The organism is Pseudomonas sp. Q12-87 (assembly GCF_001269755.1).
GTDB lineage: Bacteria > Pseudomonadota > Gammaproteobacteria > Pseudomonadales > Pseudomonadaceae > Aquipseudomonas > Aquipseudomonas fluorescens_S.
Map to the genome: position 1 here is coordinate 25,422 of NZ_LHVI01000032.1, position 14,014 is coordinate 39,435.

Genomic DNA, 14,014 nt, shown 5'->3' on the forward strand with positions numbered 1-14,014 from the left:
CCCCACATTGACGCCGGCCCTGCCGGCAGCGATGGACAGACCCAGACCAACCATAAGAATTTCAAAAACGGGTACACGCTATGATTCCTTCCCAAAGCTCCCGCCTGGCTCCCGGCCTGGGCGTCACCACCGGCGGCATCGGTGACAAGATCCGCGGCGCCATGGCCGTGGGCAAGACCCGTTGGGGCATGCTCGCCCTGGTATTTTTCGCCACCACCCTGAACTACATCGACCGCGCCGCCCTGGGCGTCATGCAGCCAATCCTGGCCAAGGAGATGAGCTGGACGGCGATGGATTACGCCAACATCAATTTCTGGTTCCAGGTCGGTTATGCCATCGGCTTCGTCTTGCAGGGACGGTTGATCGACCGGATCGGCGTCAAACGCGTGTTTTTCTGCGCCGTGCTGCTCTGGAGCCTGGCGACCGGCGCCCATGGCCTGGCCACCTCGGCGATAGGTTTCATGGTCTGCCGTTTCATCCTCGGCCTGACTGAAGCGGCCAACTACCCGGCCTGCGTGAAGACCACGCGGCTATGGTTCCCCGCCGGCGAGCGAGCCGTGGCCACCGGCATATTCAACGCCGGGACCAACGTTGGCGCGATGTTCACGCCGATGCTGCTGCCTTTGATCCTGCACGTGTGGGGCTGGCAGGCGGCGTTCCTGTGCATGTCCGCCCTGGGTGGGATCTGGTTGCTGTTCTGGGGCCTGAAATACTTCAACCCCGAAGATCACCCCACGGTGAAACCGTCGGAACTGCAATACATCCAGGCCCAGGATGAGCCGGATCAGGTCCGCGTGCCCTTTACCCGCATCCTGCGCATGCGCGGCACCTGGGCGTTCGCCCTGGCCTATTCGATCACCGCGCCCGTGTTCTGGTTCTACCTCTATTGGCTGCCACCGTTCCTGAACCAGCAATACAACCTGGGCATCAACGTGACCCAGATGGGCATCCCGCTGATCATCATCTACCTCACTGCCGACTTCGGCAGCGTGGGCGGCGGGATACTGTCTTCGTTCCTGATCGGGCGCGGACTCAATCCGATCAAGGCGCGACTGGTGTCGATGCTGCTGTTCGCCTGCTGCATCATCGGCGTGATCATGGCCGCCGGCTCCAGCAGCCTGTGGATGGCGGTGTTTGCCATTTCCCTGGCCATCGGCGCGCACCAGGCCTGGACCGCCAACATCTGGAGCCTGGTGATGGATTACACGCCCAAGCACATGATGAGCACGGTGTTCGGCTTCGGCGGCATGTGCGCGGCCATCGGCGGGATGTTCATGACCCAACTGGTGGGCCACATTCTTACGATCACCCACAACAACTACACCGTGTTGTTCACCCTGATCCCGGCGATGTATTTCATCGCCCTGACATGGATGTACTTCATGGCGCCGCGCAAGGTGCCTACCCTGGAAAACTGATGAGCCATTAAGGCTGGAACGCAACTTTGTGGCGAGGGGATTTATCCCCGCTGGGCTGCGCAGCAGACCTGAAATCAGGCAACTCGGTGTGTCAGCCAAATCGAGCTGATTGTTTTGGGGCTGCTGCGCAGCCCAACGGGGATAAATCCCCTCACCACTGGGTCCACCATGTCCCGGACCAAACAAGTCTATTTACTTACGCCGCTGCTGCCACGCCGCCGCGAGCCCGCTCAAGCAGATCAGGGCGATGCCCACCACCGTCATCAGCGTCGGCGTGTGGCTGAACAACAACCAGCCCAGCAGCCCGGCAAACACGATCTGGCAATACCCGAACGGCGCGAGCAGCGCCGGGGCGGCGAAGCGGAAGGCTTGGGTCAGCATCAAATGCGCGGTCATCCCGCAGGCGCCCAGCGCCAGCATCATCAACCCATGCACCAGGCTCGGCACTTGCCAGAAGAACGGTACCAGTGCGCTCATCACCAATGTGTTGCACAGGCCGGCGAAGAAATTACTGGTGGTCGGGCTGTCGATCTCGCTGAGCTTGCGCGTGAGCAATTGATAGAAGCAGAAAAACAGCGCCGAACAGAACGGCAGCAACACCGCCGGCGTGAACAGATCGCCGCCGGGATGAACAATGATCAGCACGCCGATAAAACCGAAAATCACGGCGATCCATTGCCCGCGCGTCACACGCTCGCCGAGCAATGGCACCGACAAGGCCGTGACCAGCACCGGAGCCAGGAAGTTGACCGCCGTGGCTTCGGCCAGCGGGATATACAACAACGCCGTGGTGAAGAACAGACTGGTACCGAGCAGGCACAGCGCCCGAGCCAATTGCCACAACGGGCGCTTGGTACGCAGCACCCGCAGCCCCGAGCGCGGCAGGAAAATACCCGCCATCAACAAGGTGTGCACCACGTAACGCGCCCAGACCACCATGATGATCGGATAAAAACCGGAAAGGTATTTGGACAACGCGTCATGACTGGAGAACAGGAACGTTGCGACCAGAATAAGCACGATGCCCTTGAAAGCCTGATTGACGCCGGAGAGCGGAGTGCTGAGGGTCATGAGGAAAACCTGCGCTGCTTGATGTAAGGGCCGTGACGCACAGTGAAGTTGTTGGGCCAGCGAAAATACCGATAAGTTCTGAATCCGCAGTGTAATGAAAATTCCGGAGCCAGGCAGAATCGGCTTGTCGATGAACCAAAACCCGCGTCCGTTGCCTGACAGCTCAAGCACGCCGCGCACCTTTGGCGCCTGAAAGCTAGACTCACCCCCACAGCAGTCATTTCTCGCCGGGTCATTCAGAGGACTTCCAACATGTTATGGAAAAAAGGTCGCCGCAGTGACAACGTGGTGGACGCCCGCGGCGATGAGGGCGGCGGTGGCGGGATGCGGTTTGGCGGCGGCAAGGGATTGAGCCTGACGGCCATTCTGCTGATCGTCGGCATCGGCTGGATCACAGGCCAGGACCCGATGCAGATTCTCGGGCAACTGGCGGGGCAGATGGACTCATCTGCGCCGGCGTCCTCCCAGACTCGCCAGGCGCCACCGGCCAACGACGAGCAGGCCGAATTCGTGCGCTCGATCCTCGGCGATACCGAAGACACCTGGGGCCAGGTCTTCCAGCAGGCCGGGCGGCAATATCAGCAGCCTAAACTGGTGCTGTTCAGTGGTCGGGTCAACTCGGCCTGCGGCCTTGCCTCATCGGCGACCGGGCCGTTTTATTGCCCGGCAGACCGCCAGGTGTATCTGGACATGAGTTTCTTCAAGGAAATGTCCCAACGTTTCTCGGCCGCCGGTGACTTCGCCCAGGCCTATGTCATTGCCCATGAAGTCGGCCACCACGTGCAAACGCTGCTTGGGGTCTCGGCAAAAATCCAGGAGGCCCGCCAGCAAGGCCGGCAGATGGAAGGCGACGGTGGCCTGTTGGTGCGCCAGGAATTGCAGGCCGATTGCCTGGCCGGGGTCTGGGCCAACCACGCGCAAAAACGCCTGAACTGGCTGGAGCCGGGGGACATCGAGGAAGCCTTGAACGCCGCCAACGCGATTGGCGATGACCGGCTGCAACAACAAGGCCAGGGCCGCGTGGTGCCGGACTCCTTTACCCACGGCACCTCGGCGCAACGGGTGCGCTGGTTCAAGACCGGCTTCGCCCAGGGCCAGGTCAGCCAGTGCGACACGTTCGCGGCGAAAAACCTGTAGATGACGTGGCGCGCGCTGATCGGGCTGTTGTTGTGCTGCACCTGGGCCCAGGCGGACGAACACGGCGTGAACGTGGTCGCTCAGGGGCGATTGCAGTTCAAGGGCGGCGCCATGGCCGTCGCTGTCAGCCCGCCCCCTGCGTCCATCCAGCGCGTGGTGATCATCGTCCCTGGTCGGCTGCGCAATGCCGAGACCTACCTACACAGCGCAGAACAAGCCGCCGCCCAGGCCGGACAGACGGCCACCACACTGATCATCGCCCCACAGTTTCTTAACGAACAGGACGTGACACGTCATCAATTGCCCAACGACCTGTTGCGCTGGCGCGGCAACGACTGGATGGCCGGCGATTTATCCACAGGGCCAAGCCCAGTCAGTTCATTCCAGGTTCTCGATGACATCGTGGCGCGGGTCAGTGATCGACAGCAGTTTCCCGAAGTGAAGGAAATCGTCATCGCCGGCCACTCCGGCGGCGCCCAGGTCGTGCAGCGTTATGCCCTGCTCGCCCACGGTCCCTACCGGATCAATCCGCGCTTTGTGATTGCCAACCCGTCGTCCTACGCCTACTTCGATGCCCAACGCCCCATGGCGTTCGACCCGGCCAGTTGCCCTGGCTTCAACCAATGGAAATATGGCCTGCAACAGCTTCCCGCCTATGCCGCCGGGCAATCACCCGCATGGCTGGAGGAAAACTACGTCAAGCGCGACATCGTTTATCTGCTTGGGCAGCAAGACATCGATCCGAAGCACCCAGCGCTGGACAAAGGCTGCGAAGCGCAGACCCAGGGGGCGTATCGGTTATTGCGCGGGCATTTCTTTTTCGACTACCTGTCCCGACGCCATCCCGTGGGGCTGAACCAACGGCTGATCGAAGTGCCGGGGGTTGGGCATGATGGGAATGGGATGTTCACTTCGCCTGAAGGTTTGAAGGTGTTGTTTGGGCAGTAGGCCTTATGTCGACAGGCCCGGCCTCATCGCGAGCAAGCTCGCTCCCACAAGGGCACCACGAATCCACTGTGGGAGCGAGCTTGCTCGCGAAAGCGATTAGCCGGCCAACACAGAAACTCAGGCCGAAAGCATCCGCCGCAACTCAACACAATCCCGAGCATGCCAATCGGTCAGCTCCGGCCACGGATTGTCCGGCAGGTTCACCAGCACCGTCCGCGCCCCCGCCGCACGACCACAATCCAGGTCAAAGCGATAGTCGCCGACCATTACCATGGCCCCGGGCGTCACGTTCCAGGCTTCGGCCAGCTTCAACAGACCGCCCGGGTGAGGCTTGGGTGGAGCTTCGTCGCGGCCCAGCACGTCCGCCACGGCGAAACAGTCCACCAGGCCAATGGCCTCCAGGGTCACATGGGCCAGCTCGCGGGCGTTGCGGGTCAGGATCCCCAGGCGGTAGCCACGGCTGGCCAGTTCACGCACCAGCTCAACCGCCCCCGGCGCAGGCTTGGAGCCCAGCGCCAGGTCGCGCTCGTGTTCCAGCAACCAGGCATGCTTGGCCGCCGCTTCGTCAGCCGGCAATGCCGCCAGGTGGGTGAGGATGTCATCTTCGGCCGGGATCGCCAGGGCTACGCGAATCGCGGCGAAATCATGCACGGCGATGGTCAGCGTGCCGTCCATGTCAAAGACCCAATGCCGGACCTCGGCCAGGCTCATGCCCAGTCCTTGCGATGCCGGATCAGGCCTTCCTGGGTCACCGAAGCTACCAATTGCCCGGCGCGGTTGAATACGCTGCCCCGGGAAAACCCTCGGGAATTGCCGGCCCACGGGCTGTCCATGGCGTAGAGCAACCAGTCATCGGCCCGCAGATCGGCATGGAACCACAAGGCATGGTCGAGACTGGCTACTTGCATGTCCTTGTGCCACACCGATTTGCCATGGGGCAGCAGCGACGTGGTCAACAGGCCGAAGTCCGACGCGTAGGCCAGCAGGTATTTGTGCAAGGCCGGCGAATCCGCCAGGGCGCCATCGGCGCGGAACCACACGTATTTGATCGGATCAGCGGGTTGCGGGTTGTAGGGGTCTTTCTCGGTGACCGGGCGTACTTCGATCGGCTTGGGGCACAGCAGTTTTTCCCGCATGTGCTCGGGCAGCAGGTGCGCCCGCTGCTGGGTCAGTTCCAGTTCGGACGGCAGGTTTTCCGGCCCGACCACCTGCGGCATGCTGCTTTGATGCTCAAAGCCCTGCTCGTCGTACTGGAACGACGCACTGCAGGTGAAGATCGGATTGCCTTTCTGGATCGCCGTGACACGTCGGGTGCTGAAGCTGCCGCCGTCACGCACCCGGTCGACCTGATAGACCACCGGCAACGCGGCATCACCCGGGCGCAGGAAGTAACCGTGCATCGAATGCACATGTCGAGCCTCCTCCACGGTCTGGCTGGCCGCCGACAGCGACTGGCCCAGTACCTGGCCGCCGAACAGCTGGCGGAACCCCAAGTCCTGGCTGCGACCGCGAAACAGGTTCTCTTCGATCGGTTCCAGGGTCAGCAGGTCGACCAGATCTTCCAACACGTGGCTCATTCAGATTTTCCTCACACAGCACACACCGCGCAGGCTGTGCTGCGGCGGTGGATCGATTGTTGGCCCGGGCCACTCTGGCGGGCATTGTAAACGTCCGTGTCGGCTAACCGTGCAGGGTCTGTAGCCACTGCTCACGATTGATGCGATAGAGCACATGGTGACGCAATGGATGCCCGACTGCGAGTTTTGGATGTTCGAAATCATCCGCCGGGTCATGCTGCATGCCGATGGCCTGCATGACTTTCTGTGACGGTAGGTTATCGACGGCGGCGAACGCCACCACCTCTTCCAGGGCCAACTGATCGAAGGCACAACGCAGTGCAGTCCACGCCGCTTCGCTGGCATAACCCAGGCCCCAATGTTCCCGGGCCAGGCGCCAGCCGATTTCGATGGCCGGGGTGAAATGCGCGTCGAACCCGACCACGCCCAGCCCGGTAAACCCGATGAAGGCCCCCGTGTCCTTGCGCTCCAGCGCCCACAGGCCAAAACCATGCTCGGCAAAATGCCCGCGCACGCGACCGATCAGGGCAGCGCTTTCCAGACGGCTCAGGCGCTCGGGAAAGTAACGCATCACCTGCGGGTCCGCGCACATGGCAGCGAATTCCGGCAAGTCGTCATCGCGCCACTGTCGCAATATCAACCGCGCGCTTTCCAATTCCAGTATCGGCTCCATCATCACTCCCTTTCCATGCCCAGAGTCTACATCGCTGGTAGGATCCGTCATTCAATCACCACTGAAAACACCATGCCGCTGCCGCTGATCTACCACGAAGACTACAGCCCCGAATTCCCGGCGGAACACCGCTTCCCCATGGACAAGTTCCGCCTGTTGCGCGATCACCTCGTTGACAGTGGGTTGACCCGGGACGTCGACCTGTTGCGCCCATCGCTGTGTCCGCCCGATATCCTCGCCCTGGCCCATGACCGCGCCTATATCGAACGCTACATGGGCGGCGAGTTGTCCCGTGAAGACCAACGGCGACTTGGCCTGCCTTGGAGCGAAGCCCTGGCCCGCCGAACGGTACGCGCCGTGGGCGGTTCGCTGCTGGCGGCCGAACAGGCTCTTGAACACGGGCTGGCCTGTCATTTGGCCGGGGGCACCCATCACGCCCATTACGATCACCCGGCCGGTTTTTGCATATTCAACGACCTGGCGGTGATCAGCCGGTACTTCCTGGCCAGCGGCCGAGTCTCGCGGGTGCTGATTTTCGACTGCGATGTGCATCAGGGTGACGGTACGGCCCGAATACTCCATGACACTCCCGACGCGGTGACAGTTTCCTTGCACTGCGAAAAGAATTTTCCCGCGCGCAAGGCCCAAAGCGACTGGGACATCCCGTTGCCGATGGGCATGGACGATGGCGCTTACCTCAAGGTCGTGGATGACGCGCTCAACTATCTGCTACCGCTCTACCAGCCGGACCTGGTGCTGTATGACGCCGGTGTCGATGTGCACAAGGACGATGCCCTCGGTTACCTGAAACTGACCGACGAAGGCCTCGCAGCCCGGGACGAGAGCGTCATGCGCCATTGCCTGGGGCGCGACATCCCGGTGGTCGGCGTGATCGGCGGTGGCTACAGCAAGGACCGCAAGGCCCTGGCCCGACGCCACGGGATCCTGCACCACAGCGCGGAAAAGGTCTGGGTGTCATCAGGCTGTCATTGAATGCTGGGCGCGTTACCCACAATGCCTGTGGAGCGGCCTGTGGATAACCTGAGCGAAACGGCCTACAAGCTATGGCGTATGGTGCCTGCACAGGAATGGTTGTTTTTTGATCAGCCATATCCCCTGTGAGAGCGGGCTTGCTCGCTCCCACAGGGACCTCTACTGGTAGAATGCCCCGCCTATTCCCGCGCCCAAGTTCAAATCATGACCTCGACCGCCAAGCCCATCACCCCAAACATCGCCATCATCGGCGGCGGCCCCGCCGGCCTGATGGCGGCTGAGGTGTTGAGCCAGGCCGGCGTCCGGGTCGACTTGTACGACGGCATGCCTTCGGTCGGCCGGAAATTCCTGCTGGCCGGCGTCGGCGGCATGAACATCACCCATTCGGAAGCGTTCCCGGCCTTCCTGTCCCGTTACGCCGAACGTGCGCCGAACCTGGCGCCGCTGCTGCGAGCCTTCGGCGCGGATCAGTTGTGCGCATGGATTCATGGGCTGGGCATCGACACCTTTGTCGGCAGTTCCGGACGGGTCTTTCCGACCGACATGAAAGCCGCCCCGCTGCTGCGCGCCTGGCTCAAGCGTCTGCGTGATGCTGGCGTGGTGATTCACACACGCCATCGCTGGCTTGGCTGGAACGCCGACGGCAGTCTGAGGATCGCAGCGCCGGAGGGCGAAAAGACTCTGCAACCCGACGCGACGCTGCTGGCGCTGGGCGGCGGCAGTTGGTCGCGCCTGGGCTCCGACGGCGCCTGGATGCTTGCGCTGGAGCAGCGCGGCGTCGACCTGGCGCCCTTGCAGCCGAGCAACTGTGGGTTCGACGTCCAGGCCTGGAGCGAGTTGATGGTCAATAAGTTCGCTGGCGCCCCCCTGAAGAATATCGCCATCGGCCTCAATGATGATGTGCCACGCCTCGGCGAATGCGTCATCACCGCCACCGGCATCGAAGGCAGCCTGATCTATGCGCTGTCGGCTCCCATCCGCGAAGCGATCAACCATCACGGCAGCGCGACCATTCACTTGGATCTGCTGCCAGGGCGGCCTGTGGATAAAATCGAGCAAGCCCTGAACAAGCCTCGCGGTTCACGCTCGATGGCCAAGCATTTGCACAGCCAGTTGGGGATCGATGGCATCAAGGCCGCGCTCTTGCGCGAACTCGCACCAAGCGAATGCTTCACTGATCCTGCACGGTTGGCCCAGGCGATAAAGGCACTGCCGCTCACCTTGGTGAAAACCCGGCCGCTGGATGAGGCGATCAGCAGTGCGGGTGGCGTGACATTCGAAGCCCTGGATGAACGCTTGATGCTCAAGCAACTACCCGGCGTGTTTTGCGCCGGGGAAATGCTCGACTGGGAGGCGCCGACCGGCGGCTATTTGTTGACGGCCTGCTTTGCCAGCGGCCGGGCGGCGGGGTTGGGGATGGTGGAGTTTCTGCGAAACAGCTGCGAGCTATAAGTTGCAAGCTGCAAGCAAACCGCTTCCAACTTGCAGCTTGCAGCTTAAGACTGGCAGCTGCCCCTACGGCTTCCTCTTACGCGGCCCGGTGTTGAATACCGGCACTTTTCGCACAGGCTTGACCGAAGGTTCCACTGGCGCTGCGTCGCCGCTGTCCACCCACTTGCCCAGGTTGCGCTTGCCGCCACCACCCGAAGCTTTCGGCTTCTTCGGTTTTTTCGGTTTCTTCACGACCTGGCCGCTGGCATCGGTATCCGGCACGCGGTGTTCAGGCTCGAAGTCGTATTCCATCTGCCGGGGCAAGGTCTGACGAGTCAACATCTCGATGGCTGACAGCAGATTCACTTCGTCCGCGCAAACCAGGGAAATCGCCTGCCCCGTGGCGCCCGCCCGGCCCGTACGGCCGATACGGTGGATGTAGTCTTCAGCGACGATTGGCAGGTCGAAGTTCACCACCAGCGGCAAGTCTTCGATATCCAGGCCGCGGGCGGCGACATCGGTCGCCACCAGAATCTGCACTTCGCTGGCCTTGAAGCGATCCAGCGCGCGCTGCCGAGTGGCCTGGGGCTTGTCGCCATGGATGCCGTCGGCGTTGACACCCAGTCCCTGGAGTTTTTCCACCAGCGCATCGACGCCGTTGCGGGTCTTGGCGAACACCAGCACCTGCTTCCACTTGTGCTGGCGCATCAAGTGCACGAACAGCTCCGGCTTGCGCTTCTTGTCCACCGTCACCACCCATTGCTTGACGGTGTTGGCGGCGACGTTGCGCGGGCTCACTTCAATACTCAGTGGATCGTTGAGCATTTGCCCGGCCAGCAGGCGGATCGCGTCGGAGAACGTTGCCGAGAACAGCAGCGTCTGGCGCTTTTTCGGCAAGGCCTTGTAGATATTCGCCAGCTCTTCGGAGAAGCCCAGATCGAGCATGCGGTCGGCTTCGTCCAGCACCAGCGTTTGCAGCTGGTTGAATTTCAGCGCGTTCTGCCGGAACAGATCGAGCAAGCGGCCCGGCGTGGCGACCAGCAGATCGACGCCTTTGCGCAGTTTCATCATTTGCGGGTTGATGCTGACGCCACCGTACACCGCGTAGGTGCTCAACGGCAGGTTCTGCGCATATTCGCGCACGCTTTCATGGACCTGCTCGGCCAGTTCCCGGGTTGGCACCAGGATCAGCGCCCGCACCGAGTTGGCGGCGACTTTCGGCCCTTCTGTGGTCAGCAACTGCAACAGCGGCACGGCGAAACCGGCCGTCTTGCCCGTGCCAGTCTGGGCCGCGGCCATCAAGTCACGACCGGCCAGTACCGCCGGCATGGCTTGAGCCTGCACCGGGGTCGGGGTCTGGTAGCCGAGCGTCTCGAGGGCGCGCAGCAAGGGTTCGATCAGGCCAAGGGTGGCGAAAGTCATGGAAATACCGTAGGAAAAATCAGCGCAAGGTGTGCAATGCGCGGCAGTTTACCCTAATTCACGCGGCGGCCGGCGCAGGCTTGGGCTTACGCCACTGGGGCAAGCCAATCAACACCACGGCACTGATGATCACCAACATCGCCAAAGCCTCCTCGACACCGATGGTTTCGCCGGCAAACACGATGCCCAGCAACACCGCCACCGCCGGGTTGACGTAGGCGTAACTGGTGGCCGCCGCCGGGCGCACGTGCTTGAGCAGGTACATATAGGCGTTGAAGGCGATGATCGAACCGAAGCCGATCAGATAGAACAGCGCGAACCAGCCCTCCAGCGGTGGCACGCTGTCCAGGTGTTCACCACTGGCGAAGCTGCCAATCAGCAGAACCACACCCGCCACGAGCATTTCCACAGCGCTGGCCATTGCCCCAGCCGGTAACGGCACGTGCTTGCTCAACACCGAACCAAAGGCCCAGGACGCCGCCGCGAATACCAGCAAGGCCGCGCCCAGCGGGCTCGACTGCAAATTGGAGCCCAGATTGAGCATGGCGATACCAATCAGCCCCAGCACAATCCCCGCCCATTCCAGACGGGTATTACGCGCGCCCCAGAAATATCCGCACAGCAGGGTAAACAAAGGCACCGTCGCCACGGCCAACGCCGCCACACCGGACGCCACGCCCGTGTGCTCGGCAATACTCACAGCGCCATTGCCAAAACTGAGCAGCAGCACACCGATGAGCGCCCCAGCCTTCCATTGCGCCCAGGTCGGTGCAGGTGCCCCGCGCCAACGCAAAAAACCGTACATGAGCGATCCGGCCAACACAAAACGAATCCCGGCCAGCAACAGCGGCGGCCAATACTCCACACCGATACGAATCACCAGGTAGGTCGAACCCCAGATGACATATAAGGCGAAAAAGGCGGCGATCAACGGCAGGGGAAAACGGCGTGGGCCAGGCATGTTCAACTCGAATTAAGGACGATGAAAAGCACTATTCTAGGAAGGCGATGGGCAAAGATTAAGTTACAAAAGCTGTTTATCCCACCCATACACTTTGCGGGCGCCAGGCATTTCCAACTGTGGGAGCGGGCTTGCCCGCGAAGGCGGTGTGTCAGTCGACTGCCCTATCAACCGGTACACCGTATTCGCGAGCAAGCCCGCTCCCACAGGATTTGTCAGGTGGTGTGTCTAGAACCCGCGATGGCGCTTGAGGTGTTCATTGATCTTCGCCGCCGGCACTTTCTGCAAACTGCACAGCAAATCATGGGACAACTCCCGCAACCCATGCTTTTGTCGCAGTTCCGCAGCCAGGTGCGCGGTAAGGTTGGCGGCCATTTCGGCGTCGGCCATGGCCCGGTGAGCCTGGCCGGTGTGGGGCAGGCCGGCGAACGTATTGAGCGTGCCGAGCTTGTGGTTCGGCGCCGCTGGCATCAGGCGGCGGGCCAGCAACAGTGAACAGGCAAAGTTCTGCAGGCGGGTGCGCTTGATGCGTCCCAGCTCGAAGTCCCAGAACTTCTGGTCAAACGCGGCGTTATGGGCCAGCAACGGCGTGATGCCAACGAACTCGTTGACCTCATTCATGACCTTTTCCGCCGATGGCGCGCTGCGCAGCATGGCGTTGCTGATGCCGGTCAGTTGCTCGATGAACGCGGGCACGCGCACATCGGCATTCATCAGGCTTTGGTAGCGGTCGACGATCCGACCCTGCTCAAGGATTACCACGGCGATTTCGGTGGCCCGGCAACTGCTGCTTGGCGTGATGCCGGTGGTTTCAAAGTCGATGACTGCGATGCGTTCCAAACCTGTCTGAACTCCGTAAAAATCAATTCTTGAGCAGCAATGCGCCTTCGATCGGCACGTAGCGGCTGGCGGCGCGGATCAGCGAGTTGGCGGTCAGCCCCGGCACGCCATAGGCCACGGCCTGGACCCCATGCTTGCTGATGATGCGTTCGAGCAGCATGTCGAAATCGCCGTCACCGGAGGCCAGCACCACTTCATCGACATGATCGGCGGCGTCCATGATATCCAGCGTGATACCCACGTCCCAATCGCCCTTGGCCGAGCCGTCGCTGCGTTGGATGTAGGGCTTGAGTTTCACGACAAAGCCCAGGTTGCGCAGGATCTGCTGGAATTGCTGCTGCTTGCTGTCGCCGCGATCGATCGCATAGGCATAGGCCTCGACGATCTGTCCTTGCTTGCTGACATCGGCCCACAACGCGGCATAGTTGAAATGGCAACCATAGGCCTGGCGCACGGTGTAGTAGAGGTTCTGGACATCGGCGAACACTGCAATTTTTTTCACCGCGTTTCCTCTTGGATGCACGAGCGCACAGGCTGAACCGGGCACCGGGGCCCGAAAAGTCGCCCAGTATGCCAGCCCCGAGGATTGTTCCGCGAATAATCGGCCCGAGGCGCCAGGGCGCCCCGGACGAATGGCAACTCAGACGAAGGAGTCGTCGTCGCCGAAGGAGGATGAATCGTCGCTGTAGTCCGCGTCGCTGAAACCGTCCTGGTCGCTGCCGTAGGTATCGGTATCGGCCACACGCTGGTCATCGCCCCAGCCGTTGTCGCTGCTGCCGCTGTCGTTGACCGGTTGGGCCGGCTCCTCCTTGAGGATTTCGACAATTTCCTGGGGCTGCTGATTGCTGTGGAACAGGCTGCTGATGCCTTGGGCCAGCATCACGCCGCCGGCCACGCCCGCCGCGGTTTTCAGGGCGCCACCCAAAAAGCTGCCGGCGGCTGGGGCCTGCTGTTGCGGCGCGCCATAGTTGCCGGGCGGCGTGCCATATTGATTGGGCGGCGCGCCAAAGCCCTGCTGGGCAGGCGCGTTGGAGGCAGGCCTTGCCGGTTCGCGCCAGCCGCCACCGGATGCCGGAGCGCTGGGCGCGGGCCGTGAATCGCGGTTGCTGCTGCCACCAAAAATACTCGAGAGAAAACCACCGCTGTTGCCAGATGTCGGCGCCTGGTTGCGCGCCTGTTGCAGCTCAGCCTGCAATTGCTCGACCTGGGTGGTGAGCTGGCGGTTCTGCTCGTCGAGGCGCTTGATCGCAGCCTCTTGCACCAGAATCGCCTGGGCCATGAAATAGCCCGCCGCAGGCTGGCTCGCCAGATGTTCCTTGATCCGCGCCTCGGCCTGGGCATCGCGTGGGGCTGAGTCCTTTTCGGCCTGTTGCAGCCGTGAAAACAGTCCATCGATCAGGGTTTGTTCTTCGCTGTTCATGGCGACCTCATTAGATTGCCGGATAAAAAAACCAAACCGGTCCCCAAAAGACCGGTGCCAGCCAGTAATGGGGTTCGGCGAAATGGTTTCAATAGCGTTTACCTGATGATGACGTTTGTTTCA

Annotated in this window: 14 protein-coding genes; 5 read left to right on the forward strand and 9 right to left on the reverse strand. The window is 61.9% G+C overall.

The window, feature by feature from the left end; all coding sequences use genetic code 11:
• The first annotated feature begins 80 nt into the window (after positions 1–80).
• Entirely contained in the window at positions 81–1,418 is a 1,338-nt protein-coding gene (locus AD663_RS23400) for an MFS transporter (protein WP_003185685.1), read from the forward strand.
• A 192-nt stretch (positions 1,419–1,610) separates the two neighbouring features.
• Here AD663_RS23400 and AD663_RS23405 read toward each other — a convergent pair whose 3' ends face one another.
• Positions 1,611–2,489: a DMT family transporter gene (locus AD663_RS23405; RefSeq protein WP_033046618.1), complete on the reverse strand. Its 879-nt coding sequence runs from the start codon at positions 2,487–2,489 to the stop codon at positions 1,611–1,613.
• Between the two features lie 252 nt (positions 2,490–2,741).
• Here AD663_RS23405 and AD663_RS23410 point away from each other — a divergent pair, with 252 nt between their 5' ends.
• Both AD663_RS23410 and AD663_RS23415 read left to right on the forward strand, forming a co-directional pair.
• Complete coding sequence (locus AD663_RS23410; protein ID WP_003185689.1) at positions 2,742–3,626, forward strand: neutral zinc metallopeptidase; 885 nt, start codon at positions 2,742–2,744, stop codon at positions 3,624–3,626.
• A complete protein-coding gene (locus tag AD663_RS23415; protein ID WP_053214624.1) occupies positions 3,627–4,574 on the forward strand; it encodes a hypothetical protein in 948 nt (315 codons plus the stop codon). It abuts the gene before it with no gap.
• A gap of 117 nt (positions 4,575–4,691) precedes the next feature.
• Here AD663_RS23415 and AD663_RS23420 read toward each other — a convergent pair whose 3' ends face one another.
• The 3 genes from AD663_RS23420 to AD663_RS23430 all read right to left on the reverse strand — a co-directional run bounded on the left by AD663_RS23420 (position 4,692) and on the right by AD663_RS23430 (position 6,824).
• The gene (locus AD663_RS23420; protein ID WP_003185694.1) at positions 4,692–5,285 is read right to left on the reverse strand and encodes an HAD family hydrolase; all 594 of its coding nucleotides are present in this window, start codon (positions 5,283–5,285) and stop codon (positions 4,692–4,694) included.
• Complete coding sequence (gene tesB, locus AD663_RS23425; protein WP_003185696.1) at positions 5,282–6,151, reverse strand: acyl-CoA thioesterase II; 870 nt, start codon at positions 6,149–6,151, stop codon at positions 5,282–5,284. Before tesB ends, AD663_RS23420 begins: the two co-directional genes overlap by 4 nt.
• Positions 6,152–6,254: 103 nt before the next feature.
• Entirely contained in the window at positions 6,255–6,824 is a 570-nt protein-coding gene (locus tag AD663_RS23430; RefSeq protein ID WP_003185698.1) for a GNAT family N-acetyltransferase, read from the reverse strand.
• 72 nt (positions 6,825–6,896) lie between these two features.
• On the opposite strand from AD663_RS23430, the gene AD663_RS23435 reads away from it, so the two are divergent.
• The gene (locus AD663_RS23435; RefSeq protein WP_003185700.1) at positions 6,897–7,817 is read left to right on the forward strand and encodes a histone deacetylase; all 921 of its coding nucleotides are present in this window, start codon (positions 6,897–6,899) and stop codon (positions 7,815–7,817) included.
• Between the two features lie 204 nt (positions 7,818–8,021).
• Entirely contained in the window at positions 8,022–9,269 is a 1,248-nt protein-coding gene (locus tag AD663_RS23440; protein ID WP_053214625.1) for a TIGR03862 family flavoprotein, read from the forward strand.
• A 63-nt stretch (positions 9,270–9,332) separates the two neighbouring features.
• Here AD663_RS23440 and AD663_RS23445 read toward each other — a convergent pair whose 3' ends face one another.
• The 5 genes from AD663_RS23445 to AD663_RS23465 all read right to left on the reverse strand — a co-directional run bounded on the left by AD663_RS23445 (position 9,333) and on the right by AD663_RS23465 (position 13,891).
• Positions 9,333–10,670, reverse strand: coding sequence for a DEAD/DEAH box helicase (locus AD663_RS23445; RefSeq protein ID WP_003185703.1), 1,338 nt, complete (start codon positions 10,668–10,670; stop codon positions 9,333–9,335).
• Between the two features lie 58 nt (positions 10,671–10,728).
• Complete coding sequence (gene yedA / locus AD663_RS23450) at positions 10,729–11,631, reverse strand: drug/metabolite exporter YedA (RefSeq protein ID WP_003185704.1); 903 nt, start codon at positions 11,629–11,631, stop codon at positions 10,729–10,731.
• Between the two features lie 228 nt (positions 11,632–11,859).
• Complete coding sequence (locus AD663_RS23455; protein WP_053214626.1) at positions 11,860–12,471, reverse strand: PolC-type DNA polymerase III; 612 nt, start codon at positions 12,469–12,471, stop codon at positions 11,860–11,862.
• Between the two features lie 22 nt (positions 12,472–12,493).
• The gene (locus AD663_RS23460; protein WP_003185707.1) at positions 12,494–12,973 is read right to left on the reverse strand and encodes an NYN domain-containing protein; all 480 of its coding nucleotides are present in this window, start codon (positions 12,971–12,973) and stop codon (positions 12,494–12,496) included.
• Between the two features lie 138 nt (positions 12,974–13,111).
• Positions 13,112–13,891, reverse strand: coding sequence for a DUF2076 domain-containing protein (locus AD663_RS23465; RefSeq protein WP_003185708.1), 780 nt, complete (start codon positions 13,889–13,891; stop codon positions 13,112–13,114).
• Positions 13,892–14,014 lie beyond the last annotated feature (123 nt).

What these genes read in the sequence shown, in the direction of transcription:
- AD663_RS23415 (WP_053214624.1), top strand. Translation starts at nt 3,627, where the DNA reads ATGACGTGGCGCGCGCTGATCGGGCTGTTGTTGTGCTGCACCTGGGCC.
- AD663_RS23435 (WP_003185700.1), top strand. Translation starts at nt 6,897, where the DNA reads ATGCCGCTGCCGCTGATCTACCACGAAGACTACAGCCCCGAATTCCCG.
- AD663_RS23440 (WP_053214625.1), top strand. Translation starts at nt 8,022, where the DNA reads ATGACCTCGACCGCCAAGCCCATCACCCCAAACATCGCCATCATCGGC.
- AD663_RS23430 (WP_003185698.1), bottom strand. Translation starts at nt 6,824, where the DNA reads ATGGAGCCGATACTGGAATTGGAAAGCGCGCGGTTGATATTGCGACAG.
- AD663_RS23400 (WP_003185685.1), top strand. Translation starts at nt 81, where the DNA reads ATGATTCCTTCCCAAAGCTCCCGCCTGGCTCCCGGCCTGGGCGTCACC.
- AD663_RS23405 (WP_033046618.1), bottom strand. Translation starts at nt 2,489, where the DNA reads ATGACCCTCAGCACTCCGCTCTCCGGCGTCAATCAGGCTTTCAAGGGC.
- yedA (WP_003185704.1), bottom strand. Translation starts at nt 11,631, where the DNA reads ATGCCTGGCCCACGCCGTTTTCCCCTGCCGTTGATCGCCGCCTTTTTC.
- AD663_RS23445 (WP_003185703.1), bottom strand. Translation starts at nt 10,670, where the DNA reads ATGACTTTCGCCACCCTTGGCCTGATCGAACCCTTGCTGCGCGCCCTC.
- AD663_RS23420 (WP_003185694.1), bottom strand. Translation starts at nt 5,285, where the DNA reads ATGAGCCTGGCCGAGGTCCGGCATTGGGTCTTTGACATGGACGGCACG.
- AD663_RS23410 (WP_003185689.1), top strand. Translation starts at nt 2,742, where the DNA reads ATGTTATGGAAAAAAGGTCGCCGCAGTGACAACGTGGTGGACGCCCGC.
- AD663_RS23465 (WP_003185708.1), bottom strand. Translation starts at nt 13,891, where the DNA reads ATGAACAGCGAAGAACAAACCCTGATCGATGGACTGTTTTCACGGCTG.
- tesB (WP_003185696.1), bottom strand. Translation starts at nt 6,151, where the DNA reads ATGAGCCACGTGTTGGAAGATCTGGTCGACCTGCTGACCCTGGAACCG.